General features: G+C 66.0%; 15 protein-coding genes and 2 tRNA genes. 11 read left to right on the top strand and 6 right to left on the bottom strand.

Annotated elements, in window-relative coordinates; genetic code table 11:
* Positions 1-15: 15 nt before the first annotated feature.
* A complete protein-coding gene (locus BCEP18194_RS12440) occupies positions 16-537 on the top strand; it encodes an ureidoglycolate lyase (protein WP_011351633.1) in 522 nt (173 codons plus the stop codon).
* A gap of 109 nt (positions 538-646) precedes the next feature.
* Here BCEP18194_RS12440 and wecB read toward each other — a convergent pair whose 3' ends face one another.
* On the bottom strand, positions 647-1864 hold the full coding sequence (wecB, locus tag BCEP18194_RS12435; protein WP_011351632.1) for a non-hydrolyzing UDP-N-acetylglucosamine 2-epimerase: 1218 nt from the start codon (positions 1862-1864) through the stop codon (positions 647-649).
* A gap of 1317 nt (positions 1865-3181) precedes the next feature.
* Between wecB and BCEP18194_RS12425 the strand changes: the two genes are divergently transcribed.
* Complete coding sequence (locus BCEP18194_RS12425) at positions 3182-4270, top strand: hypothetical protein (protein WP_011351630.1); 1089 nt, start codon at positions 3182-3184, stop codon at positions 4268-4270.
* 48 nt (positions 4271-4318) lie between these two features.
* Entirely contained in the window at positions 4319-6136 is a 1818-nt protein-coding gene (gene glmS, locus BCEP18194_RS12420) for a glutamine--fructose-6-phosphate transaminase (isomerizing) (protein ID WP_011351629.1), read from the top strand.
* Positions 6137-6187: 51 nt separating this feature from the next.
* Here the strand turns inward: glmS and BCEP18194_RS12415 are convergent.
* Positions 6188-6264, bottom strand: a tRNA-Arg gene (locus BCEP18194_RS12415).
* Positions 6265-6431: 167 nt separating this feature from the next.
* On the bottom strand, positions 6432-7262 hold the full coding sequence (locus BCEP18194_RS12410; protein WP_011351628.1) for an undecaprenyl-diphosphate phosphatase: 831 nt from the start codon (positions 7260-7262) through the stop codon (positions 6432-6434).
* Between the two features lie 479 nt (positions 7263-7741).
* Here BCEP18194_RS12410 and BCEP18194_RS12405 point away from each other — a divergent pair, with 479 nt between their 5' ends.
* The 5 genes from BCEP18194_RS12405 (at position 7742) to BCEP18194_RS12385 (ending at position 13270) form a co-directional block, all read left to right on the top strand.
* Positions 7742-8653, top strand: coding sequence for an aldose 1-epimerase (locus BCEP18194_RS12405; RefSeq protein WP_011351627.1), 912 nt, complete (start codon positions 7742-7744; stop codon positions 8651-8653).
* A gap of 152 nt (positions 8654-8805) precedes the next feature.
* On the top strand, positions 8806-9507 hold the full coding sequence (locus tag BCEP18194_RS12400; protein ID WP_011351626.1) for a peptidoglycan DD-metalloendopeptidase family protein: 702 nt from the start codon (positions 8806-8808) through the stop codon (positions 9505-9507).
* Positions 9508-9875: 368 nt separating this feature from the next.
* Positions 9876-11495 carry an acyl-CoA synthetase gene (locus tag BCEP18194_RS12395; RefSeq protein ID WP_011351625.1) on the top strand — a complete coding sequence of 540 codons (1620 nt, stop codon included), beginning with the start codon at positions 9876-9878 and terminating at the stop codon, positions 11493-11495.
* Between the two features lie 76 nt (positions 11496-11571).
* The gene (locus tag BCEP18194_RS12390; RefSeq protein WP_041492800.1) at positions 11572-11895 is read left to right on the top strand and encodes a DUF2288 domain-containing protein; all 324 of its coding nucleotides are present in this window, start codon (positions 11572-11574) and stop codon (positions 11893-11895) included.
* 10 nt (positions 11896-11905) lie between these two features.
* Entirely contained in the window at positions 11906-13270 is a 1365-nt protein-coding gene (locus tag BCEP18194_RS12385; protein ID WP_011351623.1) for an MATE family efflux transporter, read from the top strand.
* A 19-nt stretch (positions 13271-13289) separates the two neighbouring features.
* Here BCEP18194_RS12385 and BCEP18194_RS41645 read toward each other — a convergent pair whose 3' ends face one another.
* On the bottom strand, positions 13290-13466 hold the full coding sequence (locus BCEP18194_RS41645) for a hypothetical protein (RefSeq protein ID WP_011351622.1): 177 nt from the start codon (positions 13464-13466) through the stop codon (positions 13290-13292).
* 136 nt (positions 13467-13602) lie between these two features.
* Here BCEP18194_RS41645 and BCEP18194_RS12380 point away from each other — a divergent pair, with 136 nt between their 5' ends.
* The gene (locus BCEP18194_RS12380) at positions 13603-13773 is read left to right on the top strand and encodes a hypothetical protein (protein WP_011351621.1); all 171 of its coding nucleotides are present in this window, start codon (positions 13603-13605) and stop codon (positions 13771-13773) included.
* 201 nt (positions 13774-13974) lie between these two features.
* On the opposite strand, the gene BCEP18194_RS12375 is transcribed toward BCEP18194_RS12380, so the two are convergent.
* Together BCEP18194_RS12375 and sixA are read right to left on the bottom strand one after the other, a co-directional pair.
* The gene (locus BCEP18194_RS12375) at positions 13975-14781 is read right to left on the bottom strand and encodes a GNAT family N-acetyltransferase (protein ID WP_011351620.1); all 807 of its coding nucleotides are present in this window, start codon (positions 14779-14781) and stop codon (positions 13975-13977) included.
* Positions 14782-14951: 170 nt separating this feature from the next.
* Complete coding sequence (sixA, locus tag BCEP18194_RS12370) at positions 14952-15413, bottom strand: phosphohistidine phosphatase SixA (protein ID WP_011351619.1); 462 nt, start codon at positions 15411-15413, stop codon at positions 14952-14954.
* 160 nt (positions 15414-15573) lie between these two features.
* Between sixA and BCEP18194_RS12365 the strand changes: the two genes are divergently transcribed.
* Together BCEP18194_RS12365 and BCEP18194_RS12360 are read left to right on the top strand one after the other, a co-directional pair.
* Positions 15574-15650: transfer RNA gene (locus BCEP18194_RS12365), tRNA-Pro, on the top strand.
* 352 nt (positions 15651-16002) lie between these two features.
* On the top strand, positions 16003-16437 hold the full coding sequence (locus tag BCEP18194_RS12360; RefSeq protein ID WP_041493048.1) for a hypothetical protein: 435 nt from the start codon (positions 16003-16005) through the stop codon (positions 16435-16437).
* Positions 16438-16517: the final 80 nt, after the last annotated feature.

Below are 16517 nucleotides of genomic sequence, written 5' to 3'. Positions count from 1 at the left end.
ACACCCCTCTGCGCCATGCCGACCATTCCGATTCAACCGCTTACCGCGGACGCCTGCTCTCCGTACGGCACGATGCTGGGCAAACCGCCGAGAACCGATGGCGATACGCCCGTGTTCGTTAGTCCGCCGTCCGATTTCTGGCGCGAACACCTGTTCGATCCGGGCACGCCGGACACGGCGGAAATTCTGTGGGTCCGCTATCGCAATCGCGACCTGAGCGTCAGCACGCTCGAAACGCACGACCTGACCGAGCAGGCGATCGTCCCGCTGACGGGTTCGATCGTTCATGTCGTCGCTTGTTCGATGCCGGATGGCGCGCCCGACCTGTCGACGATGCGTGCGTTCCGCATCGACCCCGGGCAGGGGCTCGTGATGCACCCGCGCACGTGGCATGCGACGCGCGTGGAGCAGCCCGAAGTCACCTGCCTGATGTTGACGCGCGCATCGACGACCCGCGACCTTGTCGCGCATCTGCGCACCGGCGCGCCGGCATGCGAAAGCCGGATAGGCGCGATCGAAACGCACCGTCTCGATTGAGTCCGACGTCGTCCGTCTCGCGCGTCCGTGCCGGATGAATCATGAATGAAACACCGTCGGCTTCACCGGGTGTCGAAGCCGAGCGCAGGTGCTTCATGCAATCGCACGTTCAACGCGACCGCAACGCCTGCAACCCCAGCGTGAGCGGGTTGAACGGCACCTCCGACGCCCCCATCGAAAAGCTCGTCGCCTTCGACGGTACCCCCGGATTGCGCATCAGCGCGTGAACGATCCGCTCGCTCGCATGACCGTCGCCATACGGATTGCTCGCGCGCGCCATTTCCCCGTACGCGCTCTCGCTGTCGAACAGCCGTGACGCCTCCCACACGATCCGCTCCTGATCGGTGCCGACGAGCCGCGCGGTGCCCGCCTGGATCGCCTCCGGCCGCTCCGTCGTCTCGCGCGTGACCAGTACCGGCTTGCCCAGCGCCGGCCCTTCTTCCTGAATGCCGCCCGAATCGGTGATGATGAAATGCGCACGCGACATCAGGAATACGAACGACAGATACTCCTGCGGCTCGATCAGGTAGATATTCGACAGGTGGCCGAGCCGCGCGCGCGCCGGCTCCCGCACGTTCGGATTCATGTGCAGCGGATAGACGAACTGCGCGTCGGGATAGCGATTCGCGAGCGTGCACAGTGCGTCGCAGAAATTCTGGAACGGTTCGCCGAAACTTTCTCGTCGATGCCCGGTGATCAGCACCACGCGCCGCGACGGTTCGAGAAACGGAAACTGTTCGGCGACCTTTTCCGCCAGCGCACCGGTGCAGTCCAGCATGCGCTTGACCTCGTGCAGCGCATCGATCACGGTGTTGCCCGTCAACACGACCGCCCCGCCCGGTACGCCCTCGCTGAGCAGGTTGTCGCGTGCCTGCCCGGTCGGCGCGAAATGCCACGACGACACCGCGTCGGTCACGCGGCGGTTCAACTCCTCCGGCCACGGCGACCAGATGTCGCCGCTGCGCAAGCCGGCCTCGACGTGCCCGACAGGCAAATAGCGATAGAACGCAGCAAGACTGACCGCGAGCGTGGTCGTCGTATCGCCGTGTACCAGCACGACGTCCGGACGCAATTCGTCGAAGACGATGCCGATTGCCTGCAGAATGCCGGTCGTCACGTCGGTCAACGTCTGACTTTGGCGCATCACGTTGAGATCGTAGTCGGGCTTGATGTCGAATAGCGTCAGCACCTGATCGAGCATTTCGCGATGCTGCGCGGTCACGCATACCCTGGCGTCGACACCCGCTTGCGCCTTCAATGCACGCACCAGCGGTGCCATCTTGATGGCCTCAGGCCGAGTCCCGAACACAAGCAAAATCTTCTTCATCGTTATCCTCGTTGAGCCATTTCGCGCTGAATGACCCTGCTCGTGGCGCGAAGCATGTATTCAGGCGGCACCTCCCGTACTCGCACGCGGTCGACACGTTGCGGTGTCGCGGAGCGAGCGTGCCGCCCGGTTCACGCGGTCTACGCCACGCGAATCGTCGTACTACCGGCGTCCCGTTGCACTTGATCCGTCACGTCATGAGTCGTTCCTCGCTTGGCCAGGCGTCACGTCTGTTCGTCACGTCCTTTCCTCTACAGCAATATTCAAACCAGCCGCCCTGCGACCGTGCCCGGTTCACCCTGCATGCCCCGCGCATACGCGGTGCGCGACGGAATGTTTCACAACTGCTACGCGTGTCTCAGCGCCAATCAGGCGCGATACAGGCAAACATCGGGGCAGTCGCACGCCCCCTTCGACGACGTCGTCCGACGAATCTCGCACTCATGTCGAGCGTCCATTGCGCATCGGATCGCTCGCATCCGTCGAAGCGCGTTGCGCTTCCTTGATCCGCTCCTTTTGTCAGTGCAGTCGGCCGCACGATCGAACGCGCGGCCACGGTCGTGCACGACGGATTCACCCGACACGCAACGTCATTCACGTCGCACGAATCAACGCGGCGGGAAATGTTGCGAATGTGTAACGCGGGTCCGGAACGGGGTGGTTGCATCGGAGTCCGGCCCATGCAGCGCACGCGCTCTCATGGAACGCTCCGGCAATTCGGCCGATGCACACGCAACGAACGACGCGATGCGCATCTCCGCGCAGCGTCGTGCTGCCAAGGCGGCACAGGTTCGGCAGACAATTCGCTCGACGCACGACGCGTGCGGGCTGCGACATCGATCGCGCGCGGGCATTCGGCCTGCGCGCACGCTGATTCTTCGATGAATCAAAATTCGCCGCCGTGGTTCGCGCCACGCGCCCCCCCTTCACCCCCGCCCCTTGCTGCGCGCGGCATCGCGGCCGATGGCTCACGCCTTGCTTAATGACAGTCAGGCGTGCCCCGAAGCACTCGCCCGGCAGCGGACGAACGGGAGCGCCCAGGCAACACAACAGGAAGGAAACGCGACGCGTCCGCCTGGAGCGAAAGACCAGCGATCCAGCGCGCCGAACGTGCCGACGTGTCCTGTTGAAGTACGCGCGATCTACGAGCCTGGTTCCGGCTCCGAAGTAGCGAACCGGTCCGTGAACGCAACAGCCTCTGGTTCACCCTCGCCACGGTGAACCGAGCCACAACGTCGACACGCTCGCCGGGCGCGACGCGGCCAACGCCGCGCCCGGCGACGATTGCACAGGACCGCCGCGCAGGAGCCCAAGACCATGAATCGGCCCGCGCTTTGCCCGACCGTACGCTCGCGCGTAGCGGCCACCGTCGCGCTGTGTCGCCGGTGGCACGTCGCCTGCTGTATCGCTGCGTGCGGTTTCGCGCTGCATGCGAACGCTGCCGAGCTCCGCCTCAACGGGCTGTACCAACGCGCCGATGGCGCGATCACCGTGCGCCTGAACGGCGTCGGCATCGACCCGTATTTCGCGGCGAAGGCGCTGCTCGCCGCGTCCGACGCGCAACTCGACGCCCGTCAGGCCGCCCTCGCCTGGATCGCGTGGTTGCTGCCGCGCCAGCGCCCGGATGGCAGCTTCGATCGCTACTGCGTGAAGAACGGCCGCTACCGCGCATGTGCCGACGCGGAAACCGACGACGCGATGATGGCGACCTGGATCGAATTGCTCGCCCGCTTCGCGCCGCCCGACGGCTTGCCCGCCGCGTGGGAGCTCAGCCTGAACCGCGCCGGCGTGCATCTGGACACGCTGCTCGACAAGCCCTCCGGCGTCTACCAGATCTCGTCGTCGCTGCATGTCGCATTGCTGATGGACAACGTCGAAGTACACAGCGCGTTCCAGGCCCTCGCGGCGTACTACGTCCGGCGCGCCGACTACACGCATGCGGGACCGTGGAGCCAGCGTGCCGACCGGCTGGCATCCGCGATCCTGAAGGTCTTCTGGCGCGGCACCGAATCCGGCTTTCGCGCCAGCACGCAGCAGGTCAGCGATACGAGCTTTTATCCGGCGAAGATCGCGCAGATCCTCCCGCTCCTGTCCGGTATTCAGGTACCCGAACAATCCGGCGAGACGATCTACGCGCAGTGGATGCGGAAGTACGGCAAGAGCTGGCCGCAACTCGCCGACACCGACTATCCGTGGAGCTTGATCGGGCTGGTCGCGCTCAAGATGAACGATTGGGGCACGGTTGCCTGCTGGAAGGCCCGGTCGGGCCCATACCGGCACGGCGCACACTGGAACGTACTGGAGGAGTCGCTTTATCTGGCATTCGAAAGCCGGATGGCCGACCCCGTCATACCCGCTCGATGCGGATTCACGACGGCGGCGGCAACGGCGACCGCATCGCGCTGATGCAACGGTGCGCGCGGTCCATGATGACTAACAGGGAGGTGACGTGTCATGTGTGGCATCGTCGGCGCGGTCGCGCAACGGGACATCGTCCCGATTCTGATTGAAGGTTTGCGTCGCCTCGAGTATCGCGGCTACGATTCATGCGGCGTGGCGACGGTCGTCGACGGCCAGGCGCGTCGCGAACGCAGCGTGTCGCGCGTCGCCGATCTCGACGCGCACGTGCGCACCGCCGGCCTGACCGGCAGCACCGGCATCGCGCACACGCGCTGGGCGACACACGGCGCGCCGGCAACCTGCAACGCGCATCCGATCTTCTCGCGCGATGAAATCGCGCTCGTGCACAACGGCATCATCGAAAACCACGAAACGTTGCGCAAGCAACTTTCCGACGAGCACTACGAATTCGATGGCCAGACCGACACCGAGGTCGTCGCGCACCTGATCCACAGCAAGTACCGCGGCGACCTGCTCGCCGCCGTGCGCGCGGCAACTTCACAGCTTCACGGCGCGTACGCGATCGCCGTGTTCAGCAAGCACGAGCCGCAACGGCTGATCGGCGCGAAGGTCGGCTCACCGCTCGTCGTCGGCGTGAAGGACGGCGAATGCTTTCTCGCCTCCGACGCGCTCGCGCTCGCCGGCATCACCGACCGCTTCATCTTTCTCGAGGAAGGCGACATCGTCGAGTTGACGCCTGGCGGCGTGCGCGTACTCGATCGCGGCGGCGCACCCGTCGAGCGCGCGGTGCAAACCATTTCCTCCGCGCAGGCCGCGGTCGAACTCGGGCCGTACCGGCATTTCATGCAGAAGGAGATTTTCGAGCAACCGGAGGCCGTGGCCGCGACCATCCCCGATGCGGGGCTGTTCGATCCGGCCGTATTCGGCCCGGACGCGGCACGGGCGTTCGAGCAGATCGACAACGTGCTGATTCTTGCGTGCGGCACGAGTCACTATTCCGGCCTGACCGCGCGCCGCTGGCTTGAAACTATTGCGCGCGTGCCCGCGCAGGTCGAGATTGCGAGCGAATACCGTTACAGTGACGCGCTCGCGACGCCGAATACGCTGGTGGTGAGCGTGTCGCAATCCGGCGAGACCGCCGACACGCTCGCCGCGCTCAAGTACGCGCAGGCGCTCGGCCATATCGACACCTTGGCGATCTGCAACGTGCCGACCAGCGCGATGATGCGGCAGACCGGCCTGCGCTTCCTGACCCGGGCCGGCCCGGAAATCGGTGTCGCGTCCACCAAGGCGTTCACGACGCAGCTCGTCGCGCTGTTCATTCTCGCCGTCACGCTCGGGAGGCTGCGCGGCTATGTCGACGATGCGCAGCTTGCGCGCTATACGATGCAACTGCGGCGGCTGCCTGGCGCGCTCGAGGATGTGCTCGGGCTCGAACCGCAGATCGAGCGCTGGGCGGCGGAATTCTCGCAACACGAGAATGCGCTGTTTCTCGGGCGCGGGCTGCACTACCCGATCGCGCTGGAAGGTGCGCTGAAGCTGAAGGAGATTTCGTATATCCACGCGGAGGCGTATCCCGCGGGTGAGTTGAAGCATGGGCCGCTCGCGCTCGTGACGCACACGATGCCTGTGGCGACGATTGCGCCGAACGACGCGCTGCTCGAAAAGCTGAAGTCGAACATGCAGGAAGTGCGGGCGCGCGGCGGGCAGCTTTATGTGTTCGCCGATGCCGATACGCGGATCGACAACAGTGAAGGCGTGTCGGTGCTGCGGATGCCGGATTACTACGGGTTGTTGTCGCCGATCCTGCACGTGGTGCCGTTGCAGTTGCTCGCGTATCACGCGGCGTGTCTGCGTGGCGCGGATATCGACAAGCCGAGGAATCTGGCGAAATCGGTGACGGTCGAGTGACGGGGTTGGGTAACCCGGGGCGGACTGGGGAAGGTCTTCGAGGGATCTAACTGGCCCGCCCTACACGATTCGAACGTGTGACCTACGGCTTAGAAGGCCGTTGCTCTATCCAACTGAGCTAAGGGCGGTCGGGGAGAAAAGACACGGCTGACGCGGACCGCATTTGCCGCAAGGCATCGAGCAACGACAAAACCATCCGACTCGAAGCCCCGAAACAAAACGGGCCCGGCATGAAGCCGAGCCCGAAATTATACCCGATCATCGCGCCACATCACGCGAGCCGGCCAACCCAGCATCAAACCGGCTGCGGATGCAGCATGAACCAGCCGAGGCAGAACACACCGGCAATCACGCAATACACGCCGAACGAAGCCAGCCGGCCACGCCCTTCGAAATAGCGCATCAGGAACCGTACGCTCAGGTACGCGGCGATTGCCGTCAGCACGCCGCCGAGCAGCGCATCGGCGAGCTGGTCGCGCGCATGGAACAGCTTCGGCAGCTCGAGCACACCCGCCGCGAAGATGATCGGCGTACCGAGCAGGAACGAGAATTCCGCGGCCTTCTCCGCCGTCAGTCCCGCTGCATTGCCGGCGATCATCGTCAGCCCGCTGCGCGAAAAACCCGGAATCAGTGCGCCGATCTGTGCGAGACCCACGAAGAACGCCTGCTTGAACGTCATCTTCTCGGGCGCCTGATGCGCGCGGCTGCGCTGGATGCGATCGCCGAGCCACAGCAGCACGCCGTTCACGATCAGCGCGATCGCGACGATCCGCAGGTCGTGGAACACGCGTTCGATGCGCTTCTCGAGGAGCAGCCCGACGATGCCGGTCGGGATCGTCCCGATGATGAGCGCCCACATCAGGTGCCCGTCGTCGTTCTTGCGGCCGCCGAGCTGCGCGAAGAAGCCGCCGATCAGCGCGACCCAGCGTGCGCGGAAATACCACAGCAGCGCCAGCGCGGTGCCGAGGTGCAGCGCGACGAGGAACGGCAGCAGTTGCGGTGCGTGCTTGTCGATGTGCATGCCGAACAGCGCCGGCACGAGCAGCGTATGGCCAAGGCTGCTGACGGGGAAGAGTTCGGTGACGCCCTGCAGGACGCTCAGGAATACCAGAAACCAGAGACTCACGCGTCGGTCCTTTTAGTGAAGATTGAGCGGGAAGAAAAGCGGACGACGCGATGCGCGTCCGAAAAAAACGCGCCCCGATTATGCCGAGCCAGGATTACTGCGCCAAGGCATTTGGCTGGATATTGCGGCAATGCACACAAACGCTTGCAACTTGTAAGCAATCAGAAAGCAAAAAGCCCGCCATTTGCATGGCGGGCCTTTCGACTTCGGCAGGAATTGCCGTCAGCGGCCGAGCTGATAGAAAAATAATACCGTGCTGCCGGTGAACATGCCGAACAGTGCGATACCCATTGCCATTGCCAGATCCATGGCCCCCTCCACGAAGTGTCATGACCCGGCAACATCACCGGTTTAGAGGCATTATCCCGACCGTTGACAGTCTTAAAAACTCGCGATTTCCCGAGAAGGGTTTTCCCCGAGCCGCCACGGCCCGATAATGGAGCGCGCCGTTCCCGTCCACCCGCCCAACCCGATTCGCCATGCCGACCTTCCAGCAACACGAGATTCACGAACTTCACGCCGGCCCGTCGCTCGTCCGGGTCGCTCCGCAATTCGGCGGCCGCCTGCTGTCGTGGCATGTCGACGGCGAACCGGTGATCTTCTGGCCGGAAACGGCCGACTGGAGCAACCTCGCGCGCGTGCGCGGCGGCAACCCGCTGCTGTTCCCGTTTCTCGGCCGTCACCGCGTCGACGGCGAACTCGGCCGCTGGCGCGACGCCGCGGGCGTGGTGCGCGACCTGCCGATGCACGGCTTCGCGCGCGACCTGCCGTTCGCCGCGCAACCGTCGGCCGATGGCGCCGCGCTGTCGATGACGCTCGACGCGACCGACGCCCTGCGCGCAAGTTACCCGTTCGACTTCCGCTTCGAAACGACCTACCGGCTGGCCGACTCGCACACGCTCGAAGTCGCGCTGACGACGACCAATCGCGGCGACACGCCGCTGCCCTACTACGCCGGCCACCATTTCTATTTCGCGCTGCCGGACGGCGAACGCGCCGAAACCACGCTCGAGCTGCCGCCGACGCGTCGTTGCGCACAGCAGGCGGACGGTTCGATCAGTGCGCCCGAACCGGGCGAAGCCCGTTATCGCCTCGACAACCCGGACATCCTCGACCGCTTCCACTGCCTCGACGGCGTGCCGGCCACGCCGGTGCGCATCGTGATGCCGGGCCGCGGCCGCACGATCGAGATCGCGCTCGACGTGCCGGGTTCGATCCCGTGGTACGCGGTGACGACCTGGACCGAGAAGCCCGATTCGGACTTCTATTGCGTCGAACCGTGGCTCGGCCTGCCGGACGCGATCCACAACGGCCTCGGGCTGCGCATGCTCGCGCCGGGCGCGACCGAAACCGCCACGCTGCGGATCCGCGTCCTCCCGCTCGCCGGCTGATACGTAGGCCGAGACGTCATCAAGCAGCGCGCCGAACCGGCGCGCCGCAGCCCCGGCAACGGCCCAAACTGCGGTGCGCGGGTCGAACCCGTTAAAATCGGACGTTTTGTGTTGCCTGCCGCGTCACGAGCGGCAGGGTTTTGCGAGGTTCAATGTTCGGAACAACAACGAAGCGACTCTTCGCAGCCGCCTGCGCCGCCCTGCTCGTCGCGTGCGGCTCCGCGCCTGTCGGCCCCGGGTTCTATCGCGTCGAGCGCGGCGATACGCTCTACAAGATCGCGCGCGACAACCGCACGTCGGTGTCGAACGTCGTGCGCTGGAACCAGATGACGAACCCCGATGCGATCGAGGTCGGCCAGGTGCTGCGCGTCGCGCCGCCACCCGGCACGACCACCGCGTCGACGCCGTCGACCACCGGCACCGGCAGTGCCGGCCGGGCCCGCCCCGCGCCTTCTGCACCGGTCGAATCGGCCGTCAAGCCGGCCACGAGCATCGCGCTGATCTGGCCGGCAGCCGGCAACGTGATCCGCACGTTCGACGGTTCGAAATCGAAGGGCATCGACATCGCGAACTCGCCGGGCACGCCGGTGGTCGCGGCTGCGCCGGGTGTGGTGGTCTATGCGGGTAACGGGCTGCGCGGCTACGGCAACCTGATCATCCTCAAGCACAACGCCGACTACCTGACCGCCTACGCGCACAACCGCGCGCTGCTGGTGAAGGAAGGCCAGCAGGTCACGCAGGGGCAGTCGATCGCCGAGATGGGCAACAGCGACAGCGATCGCGTCGCGCTGCATTTCGAGCTGCGCTACGGCGGCCGATCGATCGACCCGTCACGCTACCTGCCGGCACGTTGAGCGCCCGATGGGCGACACGCGATGCCGGCACGCATCGCGTGTCGTCGCGGTGAAAATCGGGAAAGGTGATGTCAGCGCTTGCGCAGACGTCCGGTGAACCGGCCGGACAACGGATCGACGTGACGGGCAAACGCCACCAGTACGCCGATTCCGATCAGGCTGAACCCCGCAGCTATCAAAAGCAAATCCATGGTCACACACTGATTTTTTCGTGATCTTATGCGTCATTGTGGAATCGTGCACTGAGCCAAGGCTATTGGACGAGTACGAAGATTCCCTACCCTCAGACGCCATTGTGGATTTTTCTGCGTGAAATCCTGATGTAAGCCGCTCGCGCAACACCACGTTCGCCCCCAGGAGACACCTCGATGCTGCCCGCCGCCGACCGCTACGACGACCTGCTCTCCCGCTTCGCGTGGGGCGTTCCGGCACGCTACAACATTGGCGTGGATGTCTGCGACAAATGGGCCGACGGCAGCGGACGCCTCGCGCTGATCCACGAAACGGCGCAAGGCGATGTTTTTCGCATCACGTTCGACGACTTGAAGAATGCCTCTAACCGGCTCGCGAACAGCTTTGTGCGCGCAGGCCTGAGGCGCGGCGACCGCATCGGCATCTTTCTCGCGCAGGGCCCCGAAACGGCCATCGCGCACCTCGCCGCGTACAAGCTCGGCGCGATCGCGGTGCCGCTCTTCACATTGTTCGGCGTCGATGCGCTCGAATACCGGCTTGCAAACAGCGAGGCGGCTGCGCTCGTCACCGACGCGGCCGGCTACGCGAAAATCGCGCCGCTGCGCGCCCAGCTGCCGGCATTGCATACCGTCTACTGCATCGGCGACGATGCGCCCGATCAGCCGGGCGTGCTGCACTACGACGCGGCGCTCGCCGCCGAAACGCCCGACTTCGTGCCGGCCGATACGGCCGCCGACGATCCGGCGGTCATCATCTACACGTCCGGCACGACGGGCAAACCGAAAGGCGCGTTGCACGCGCATCGCGTGCTGCTGGGCCACCTGCCGGGCGTCGAGATGTCGCAGCAGTGCTTCCCGCGCGACGCGCGCCTGTTCTGGACGCCCGCCGACTGGGCATGGATCGGCGGCCTGCTCGACGTGCTGTTGCCGTCGTGGCATCACGGCGTGCCGGTGCTTGCGCGCCGCTTCGAGAAATTCGACGGCGATGCGGCATTCGCGCTGATGGCACGGCACGGCGTCACCCATGCGTTCCTGCCGCCCACCGCGCTGAAGCTGATGCGCACCGTCGCGGCACCGCGCGAACGCTACGCGCTGTCGCTGAAATCCGTCGCGAGCGGCGGTGAGTCGCTCGGCACCGAGCTGACGGCCTGGGGGCGCGACGCGCTCGGCGTGACGATCAACGAGTTCTACGGGCAAACCGAGTGCAACATGGTGCTGTCGTCGTGCGCGGCACTGTTCGACGCGCAGCTGGGCGCAATCGGCAAGGCGGTGCCCGGCCATGCGGTCGCGATCGTCGACGCGGACGGCATGCCACTGCCGCCCGGCGTCGAAGGACGCATCGCGGTGCGTCGCCCCGACCCGGTGATGTTCCTCGAATACTGGCGCAACGCCGACGCGACGCGCGCCAAGTTCGCCGGCGACTACCTGCTCACCGGCGACACGGGCACGATCGACGCGGACGGCTTCGTGCGCTTCGTCGGCCGCGACGACGACGTGATCACGAGCGCCGGCTACCGGATCGGCCCGGGCCCGATCGAGGACTGCCTGCTCACGCATCCTGCGGTGCGGATGGCGGCCGCCGTCGGCGTGCCCGACGCGACGCGCACCGAGATCGTCAAGGCGTTCATCGTGCTGAATCCCGGCCACATCGGCGACGATGCGCTCGTGCAGGCGCTGCAGGCACATGTGCGCACACGCCTCGCCGCGCACGAGTATCCGCGCGCGATCGCGTTCGTCGACAGCCTGCCGATGACCGCGACCGGCAAGATCGTGCGCCGTGCGCTGCGCGACGCGTAGGCCGGCCGCCACCCGAGCCGCCCGCTGGGCCGGATGGTTTATAGTGGCGCCACTACGCAGTCTTTCCAAGAAAACGATGTCCTCTGATCACCACTCCGACGCGGGCGCGTCGCACAGCCCGCTCTACGCCAAACTCCTCGGCGAAACCGCCAAGATCGACTGGTGCGATCTCGAACGCTTCTTCGCGCAGGGCAAGCTGCTGTCCGTTGCACGCGACCTCGATCTCGTCAGCGTCGCGGAAGCCGTTGCCGGCGACGATGCCGAGCAGGTCACGCGCTGGCTGTCGGCAGGCCTCGTCGCGCGCATGCCGGCCGAAACCGCCGCCGATTACGCGGCGCGCAACCCGGAGCTGTGGGCGGTCGTCGTATCGCCGTGGGTTTGCGTGCAAGAACGCGCCTGACGCGTCCGCCATGTCCGAATCCGCGTTACCGCACGGGGCCGGCTCGGCCGCCGTCACGCATCGGCGTGTCCTCGCGCTCGCGTTCCCGATCGTCCTCGCAAACCTGACCCAGCCGATCCTCGGTGCCGTCGACACGGCCGTCGCCGGTCACCTCGACGGCGCGCAGTACCTCGGTGGCGTCGCGCTCGGCGGGCTGTTCTTCAATTTCGTGTTCTGGGGGTTCGGTTTCCTGCGGATGGGGACGACCGGCCTCGTCGCGCAAGCGCACGGTGCCGGCGACGCTGCCGGAATCCGCCTGAACCTGCTGCGCGCGTTGATCGTCGCGTTCGCACTCGGCGCCGTGGTGCTGGCGCTGCAGGTGCCGCTGCTGTCCTTTGCGCTGTCCGCGCTCGGCGGCAGCGATGCCGTCCGCACCACGGCGCTTGCCTACAGTCACGCGCGGATCTGGAGCGCACCGTTCGCGCTCGCGAACTACGTCGTGCTCGGCTACCTGCTCGGCATGCAGCGCGTGCGGCTCGCACTCGTCGCGCAGGTGTTCATCAATGCGGTGAACATCGGCGCCGTGCTGCTCTACGTGTATGGCTTCGGCTGGGGCATTGCCGGCATCGGCGCCGCGACGGCCACCGCCGACGCATGCGGTTTCGCGCTCGGCGCGTGGATGCTGTGGCGACTGCGGCCGCGCGGCCTTGCGCCGATCGCGGTACGCGCGCTCGCCGATCGCGTCGCGCTCAAGCGGCTGATCGTACTCAATCGCGACATCTTCCTGCGCACGCTGTGCCTGCTCGGCGCATTCGGCTGGTTCGCGCACCTTGGTGCGAAACAGGGCGATGCGACGCTCGCCGCAAACGCGCTGCTGCTGAATTTCCAGACGTTCATGGCGTACGGTCTCGACGGCTTCGCGCATGCGGCCGAGGCGCTCGTCGGCGCGGCGGCCGGCGCGCGCGACCGCCGCGCGTTCCGGCAGGCCGTGCGCGTCACGCTGTTCTGGTCGGCGCTCGGCGCGCTGCTGTTCGCGCTCGTGTACTGGGCCGCCGGCGGCTGGATCATCGCGCGCCTGACCGACCAGGCCGAGATCCGCGAAGTGGCGCTGCGTTACCTGCCGTGGGCCGCGATCTCGCCGATCGTGTCGGTCTGGGGCTTCCTGCTCGACGGCGTCTTCATCGGCGCCACGCAGACGCAATCGCTGATGCGTGCGATGGTCGCATCGTTCTCGATCTTCGTCGTGGCCACGCTCGCCGCCGTCGGCACATTCGGCAATCACGGCCTCTGGTTCGCGCTGCTGCTGTTCATGGCCGCACGCGGCGCGACGCTGGCGCGCTACCTGCCGGCGCTGTTGCGGCACATCGGCACCGACACGCCCGCGGCCCGCGCCTGACGGCGGGCCGAACCGGCCGTTATTGCGTGGGTTTCGGCGGCGGCGCGTCGAGCATCGACGGCGGCGTCATGTCGGTCGGCACGCCGTGATAGTCGGCCGGATCTTCCGGCGGATGGCCGCGACGGGCCTGATGCGGATCGCTGGTACAGCCGGCGAGGAAAAATGCGGCCAGCACGGCCAGCATGAAACGGGTCATCGGGTATGGCTCCGGAAATCGGCGCGCCCATCGCACGCCGGGACCGCGCCGAGTCTAGCGGAAATCCTGCTTCGGAGTCGCGCCGCGCATGTCCTACTATGTACGCATGGCGCTGTGCCGTGGAAAGGAGGCTGCCATGTCGTCTGAAGAAATTGCCGGCCTGATCGGCCTGTTCGTCGGTCTGATGGTGCTCGTCGCGCTGTCGTTCTTCGAGTCGCGCGAATACAAGCGCAGCCATGAAGGCGAAGGGATGATCCATCACTGGATGGCCGAACACCACCTGCTCGACTGGCGGCGCAAGCACTAAGCGCGCCGCTGCCGTCCGGCCCTTCCCCGGGCCGTTCCCGAACGTGCCGTCCCGCGGCACGGCGGTGATTGCGTATCGCCGAAATTAACAGGGTCCGACTCACACACATCGATCAGATGGACGAACGCCGCCGCGCGGCTCGTGCCACGCGACGGCGTTCGCTTGCGCGCGCCCGGACGGGCGCGACGCGGTTCAGACGGCTCAGCCCAGGAAGTGGCGGGCGTAGCGCGCGTTGATGTCAGACAGGCGGAACAGCGTCAGGAAATCCGCGCAGTTGAAGTCGGGATCCCAGGCCGGCGCACCGCAGATCTTCGCGCCGAGACGCAGGTAACCTTTGATCAGCGGCGGCGGCGCCACGACGGTGCCCGTCTGCAGTTCGTCGACCGGCAGGGCCGTGTGCGGGAACGCGCGATATTCGGGCGCCGTCAGCGAGCCTGCCGACAGCGACTGGTACAGGTTCGCGGCATAGTGGCCGCCGTCGGCCATCGACACGCTCGCGCAGCCGAGCATCGTCTCGTAGCCGTTCTGCATCATGTACGCGCCAAGACCGCCCCACAGCGCCATGATGACGGCGCCGCTGCGGTAGTCGCTGTGCACGCACGAACGGCCGACCTCGACCATCTTGCCGCGCAGGTGCGTGAGGCGCGACAGGTCGAATTCGCCTTCGGCGTACAGGCGGCCCACACGCGCGGCCTGATGCGGCGGCAGCACGCGGTACGTGCCGACGACCTTCAGGGTGTCGAGATCGCGAACCAGCAGGTGGTCGCAGTACGCATCGAACGGATCGACGTCGAGACCGGAGGGGCCGCTGACCTGCGCGCCCATCTCTTCGGCGAACACGCTGTAACGCAGGCGCTGGGCTTCGCGCAATTCGTCTTCCGTACGCGCCCATGCGGCGCGCAGGCGATACTCCGAGGTGACGGTTTCAGCAGCGCGCGGCAGGTGACGCCGCGACGTGTCGAGGGGCAGCGAGGCAAAAGGGAGCGTAGGCGTCGGCAGTTCTCGCATTAGGCTTTCCTGGTCGTAAGGAATAGGACGACATGCCCGCCAATGTAGTAATCGGCCGTGACCGTTATGTGGCACGACCGTGTCCTTTCAATGACGTGTCGCCGAATTGACTTTAGCAGAAAGCTTGCGAAACCGTATGATGAATCCCTTCAAAGCCCTTCAGGCGGGCCTCACAGCAGATCGGGCGTCAATACCGCGCGCAATACGGCCTGCCGGCTGCCGTCACGCGTGCGGCTCGCCAGCCACACGATTCCCCCCTTCTTGACGCTCCAGCTGTCGTCGCCGCCGGCGATCAGTTGCGCGGCCACGCTGCCGAGCGTCGGCTGGTGCCCGACGATCACGACCGTCGGCGCGATGCCTTCCGGCCAGCCGGCCGCCGCCAGCACGTCGTCGACGCTGCCGCCCGGTGCGAGCGCATCGACCGTCCGGTACTGGTCGGTCAGGGCTTCGACGGTCTGCACGGTGCGGGCCGCCGGGCTCGCGAGGATCATCGAGTTCGTCTCGAGCCGCCCGCGCAGCCATTTGGCCATCGCCTGTGCGTCCTTGCGGCCCCGGACGGTCAGCTGGCGTGCGAGATCGCTCGACGCGTAGTCTTCGGCTTCGGCGTGGCGCCACAGGATCAGGTTCATCATGATGTTCTCCTTGCTTCGGCGAGCGGCCCCGCGCCCATGCGCCCGGGCCCGCCGATTACCGGGCGAATTGTCGCAAATCGGGACGGCTCGCCGCCGTGGCATTTACCCGCATATAGGGATTGACCGGATCGGACATTCAAAGATACAATCTTTGGCTCGTCGGAGCGTAGCGCAGCCTGGTAGCGCATCTGATTTGGGATCAGAGGGTCGTAGGTTCGAATCCTATCGCTCCGACCAAAGGAATCAAGGGGTTACGGTGAACACCGTAACCCCTTTTCCGTTTCTGGGCCCTTTGAGCGTCAGCCGGGATTCCGGGTTCGCAGCACCTCATTTCATTGTAGGGATCAATTGAGGCGTCGACGCTACAATGAACGACGCACCACGAGGGCCATTTTTCGACGGTCAGCGCAGCGCAAATGGCCGATGGCCTTTCGCTTTCAATGCAGGAAAACTGGCTGGAAATGATCGAGCGCCTGCCTCGCCGGCCCATCGGGTTGCCGACGACATACGAGCCAACGCGCCATCCGCAGCCCGCATACGGCACTTGCCGGAACACGCGATAATGCGCGTGGACAACCCGCTTCCGCGCATGAAAAACAACATTCTCAAGACCGCCCTCTGCGCATCGCTGCTCGCGCTCGCGACTTCCGGCACCGCGTCGGCCAAAGCGCTCGACGACGCACTCGACTGCCACACGACCGGCCACAAGTTCGTCGCACCGCTGCTCGCCGCCGGCGACATCCAGTCGGAGCCGATGCACGTCGAATCGAACTCGGTCAATGCATTCCGCACGAGCCACGCGCTGACGGCGTACGGCTTCGGCGTCTATGTCGTGCTCGGATACCAGGCGAACGACCCGATCTTCCGCGCGGGCGACGGCACGCCGATCGGCGACTGGGCCTATGGCGTCGTGGTGCGCGGTACGAAAAGTGCAGTGGAGGAAGCCGTGCGCAAGGCCGGCAGCGACGCAACCGTCAAGCAGGCGTTTCCGTTCCTGACTGCGATCGTCTGCTCGTCGGACTGAGCGGCCGTCAGGACGATCATGCGGCAAGCCTGAGGGACGCCCAGCCTTCCTGCTGCCCGCCCCCTCCCAGCCCTGCTATC

This window comes from Burkholderia lata (assembly GCF_000012945.1).
GTDB lineage: Bacteria > Pseudomonadota > Gammaproteobacteria > Burkholderiales > Burkholderiaceae > Burkholderia > Burkholderia lata.
Note: the sequence above shows the minus strand (reverse complement) of the source record. Positions and strands in the feature narration are given on the sequence as shown.

What these genes read in the sequence shown, in the direction of transcription:
- BCEP18194_RS12440 (WP_011351633.1), top strand. Translation starts at nt 16, where the DNA reads ATGCCGACCATTCCGATTCAACCGCTTACCGCGGACGCCTGCTCTCCG.
- wecB (WP_011351632.1), bottom strand. Translation starts at nt 1,864, where the DNA reads ATGAAGAAGATTTTGCTTGTGTTCGGGACTCGGCCTGAGGCCATCAAG.
- BCEP18194_RS12425 (WP_011351630.1), top strand. Translation starts at nt 3,182, where the DNA reads ATGAATCGGCCCGCGCTTTGCCCGACCGTACGCTCGCGCGTAGCGGCC.
- glmS (WP_011351629.1), top strand. Translation starts at nt 4,319, where the DNA reads ATGTGTGGCATCGTCGGCGCGGTCGCGCAACGGGACATCGTCCCGATT.
- BCEP18194_RS12405 (WP_011351627.1), top strand. Translation starts at nt 7,742, where the DNA reads ATGCCGACCTTCCAGCAACACGAGATTCACGAACTTCACGCCGGCCCG.
- BCEP18194_RS12400 (WP_011351626.1), top strand. Translation starts at nt 8,806, where the DNA reads ATGTTCGGAACAACAACGAAGCGACTCTTCGCAGCCGCCTGCGCCGCC.
- BCEP18194_RS12395 (WP_011351625.1), top strand. Translation starts at nt 9,876, where the DNA reads ATGCTGCCCGCCGCCGACCGCTACGACGACCTGCTCTCCCGCTTCGCG.
- BCEP18194_RS12390 (WP_041492800.1), top strand. Translation starts at nt 11,572, where the DNA reads ATGTCCTCTGATCACCACTCCGACGCGGGCGCGTCGCACAGCCCGCTC.
- BCEP18194_RS12385 (WP_011351623.1), top strand. Translation starts at nt 11,906, where the DNA reads ATGTCCGAATCCGCGTTACCGCACGGGGCCGGCTCGGCCGCCGTCACG.
- BCEP18194_RS41645 (WP_011351622.1), bottom strand. Translation starts at nt 13,466, where the DNA reads ATGACCCGTTTCATGCTGGCCGTGCTGGCCGCATTTTTCCTCGCCGGC.
- BCEP18194_RS12380 (WP_011351621.1), top strand. Translation starts at nt 13,603, where the DNA reads ATGTCGTCTGAAGAAATTGCCGGCCTGATCGGCCTGTTCGTCGGTCTG.
- BCEP18194_RS12375 (WP_011351620.1), bottom strand. Translation starts at nt 14,781, where the DNA reads ATGCGAGAACTGCCGACGCCTACGCTCCCTTTTGCCTCGCTGCCCCTC.
- sixA (WP_011351619.1), bottom strand. Translation starts at nt 15,413, where the DNA reads ATGATGAACCTGATCCTGTGGCGCCACGCCGAAGCCGAAGACTACGCG.
- BCEP18194_RS12360 (WP_041493048.1), top strand. Translation starts at nt 16,003, where the DNA reads ATGAAAAACAACATTCTCAAGACCGCCCTCTGCGCATCGCTGCTCGCG.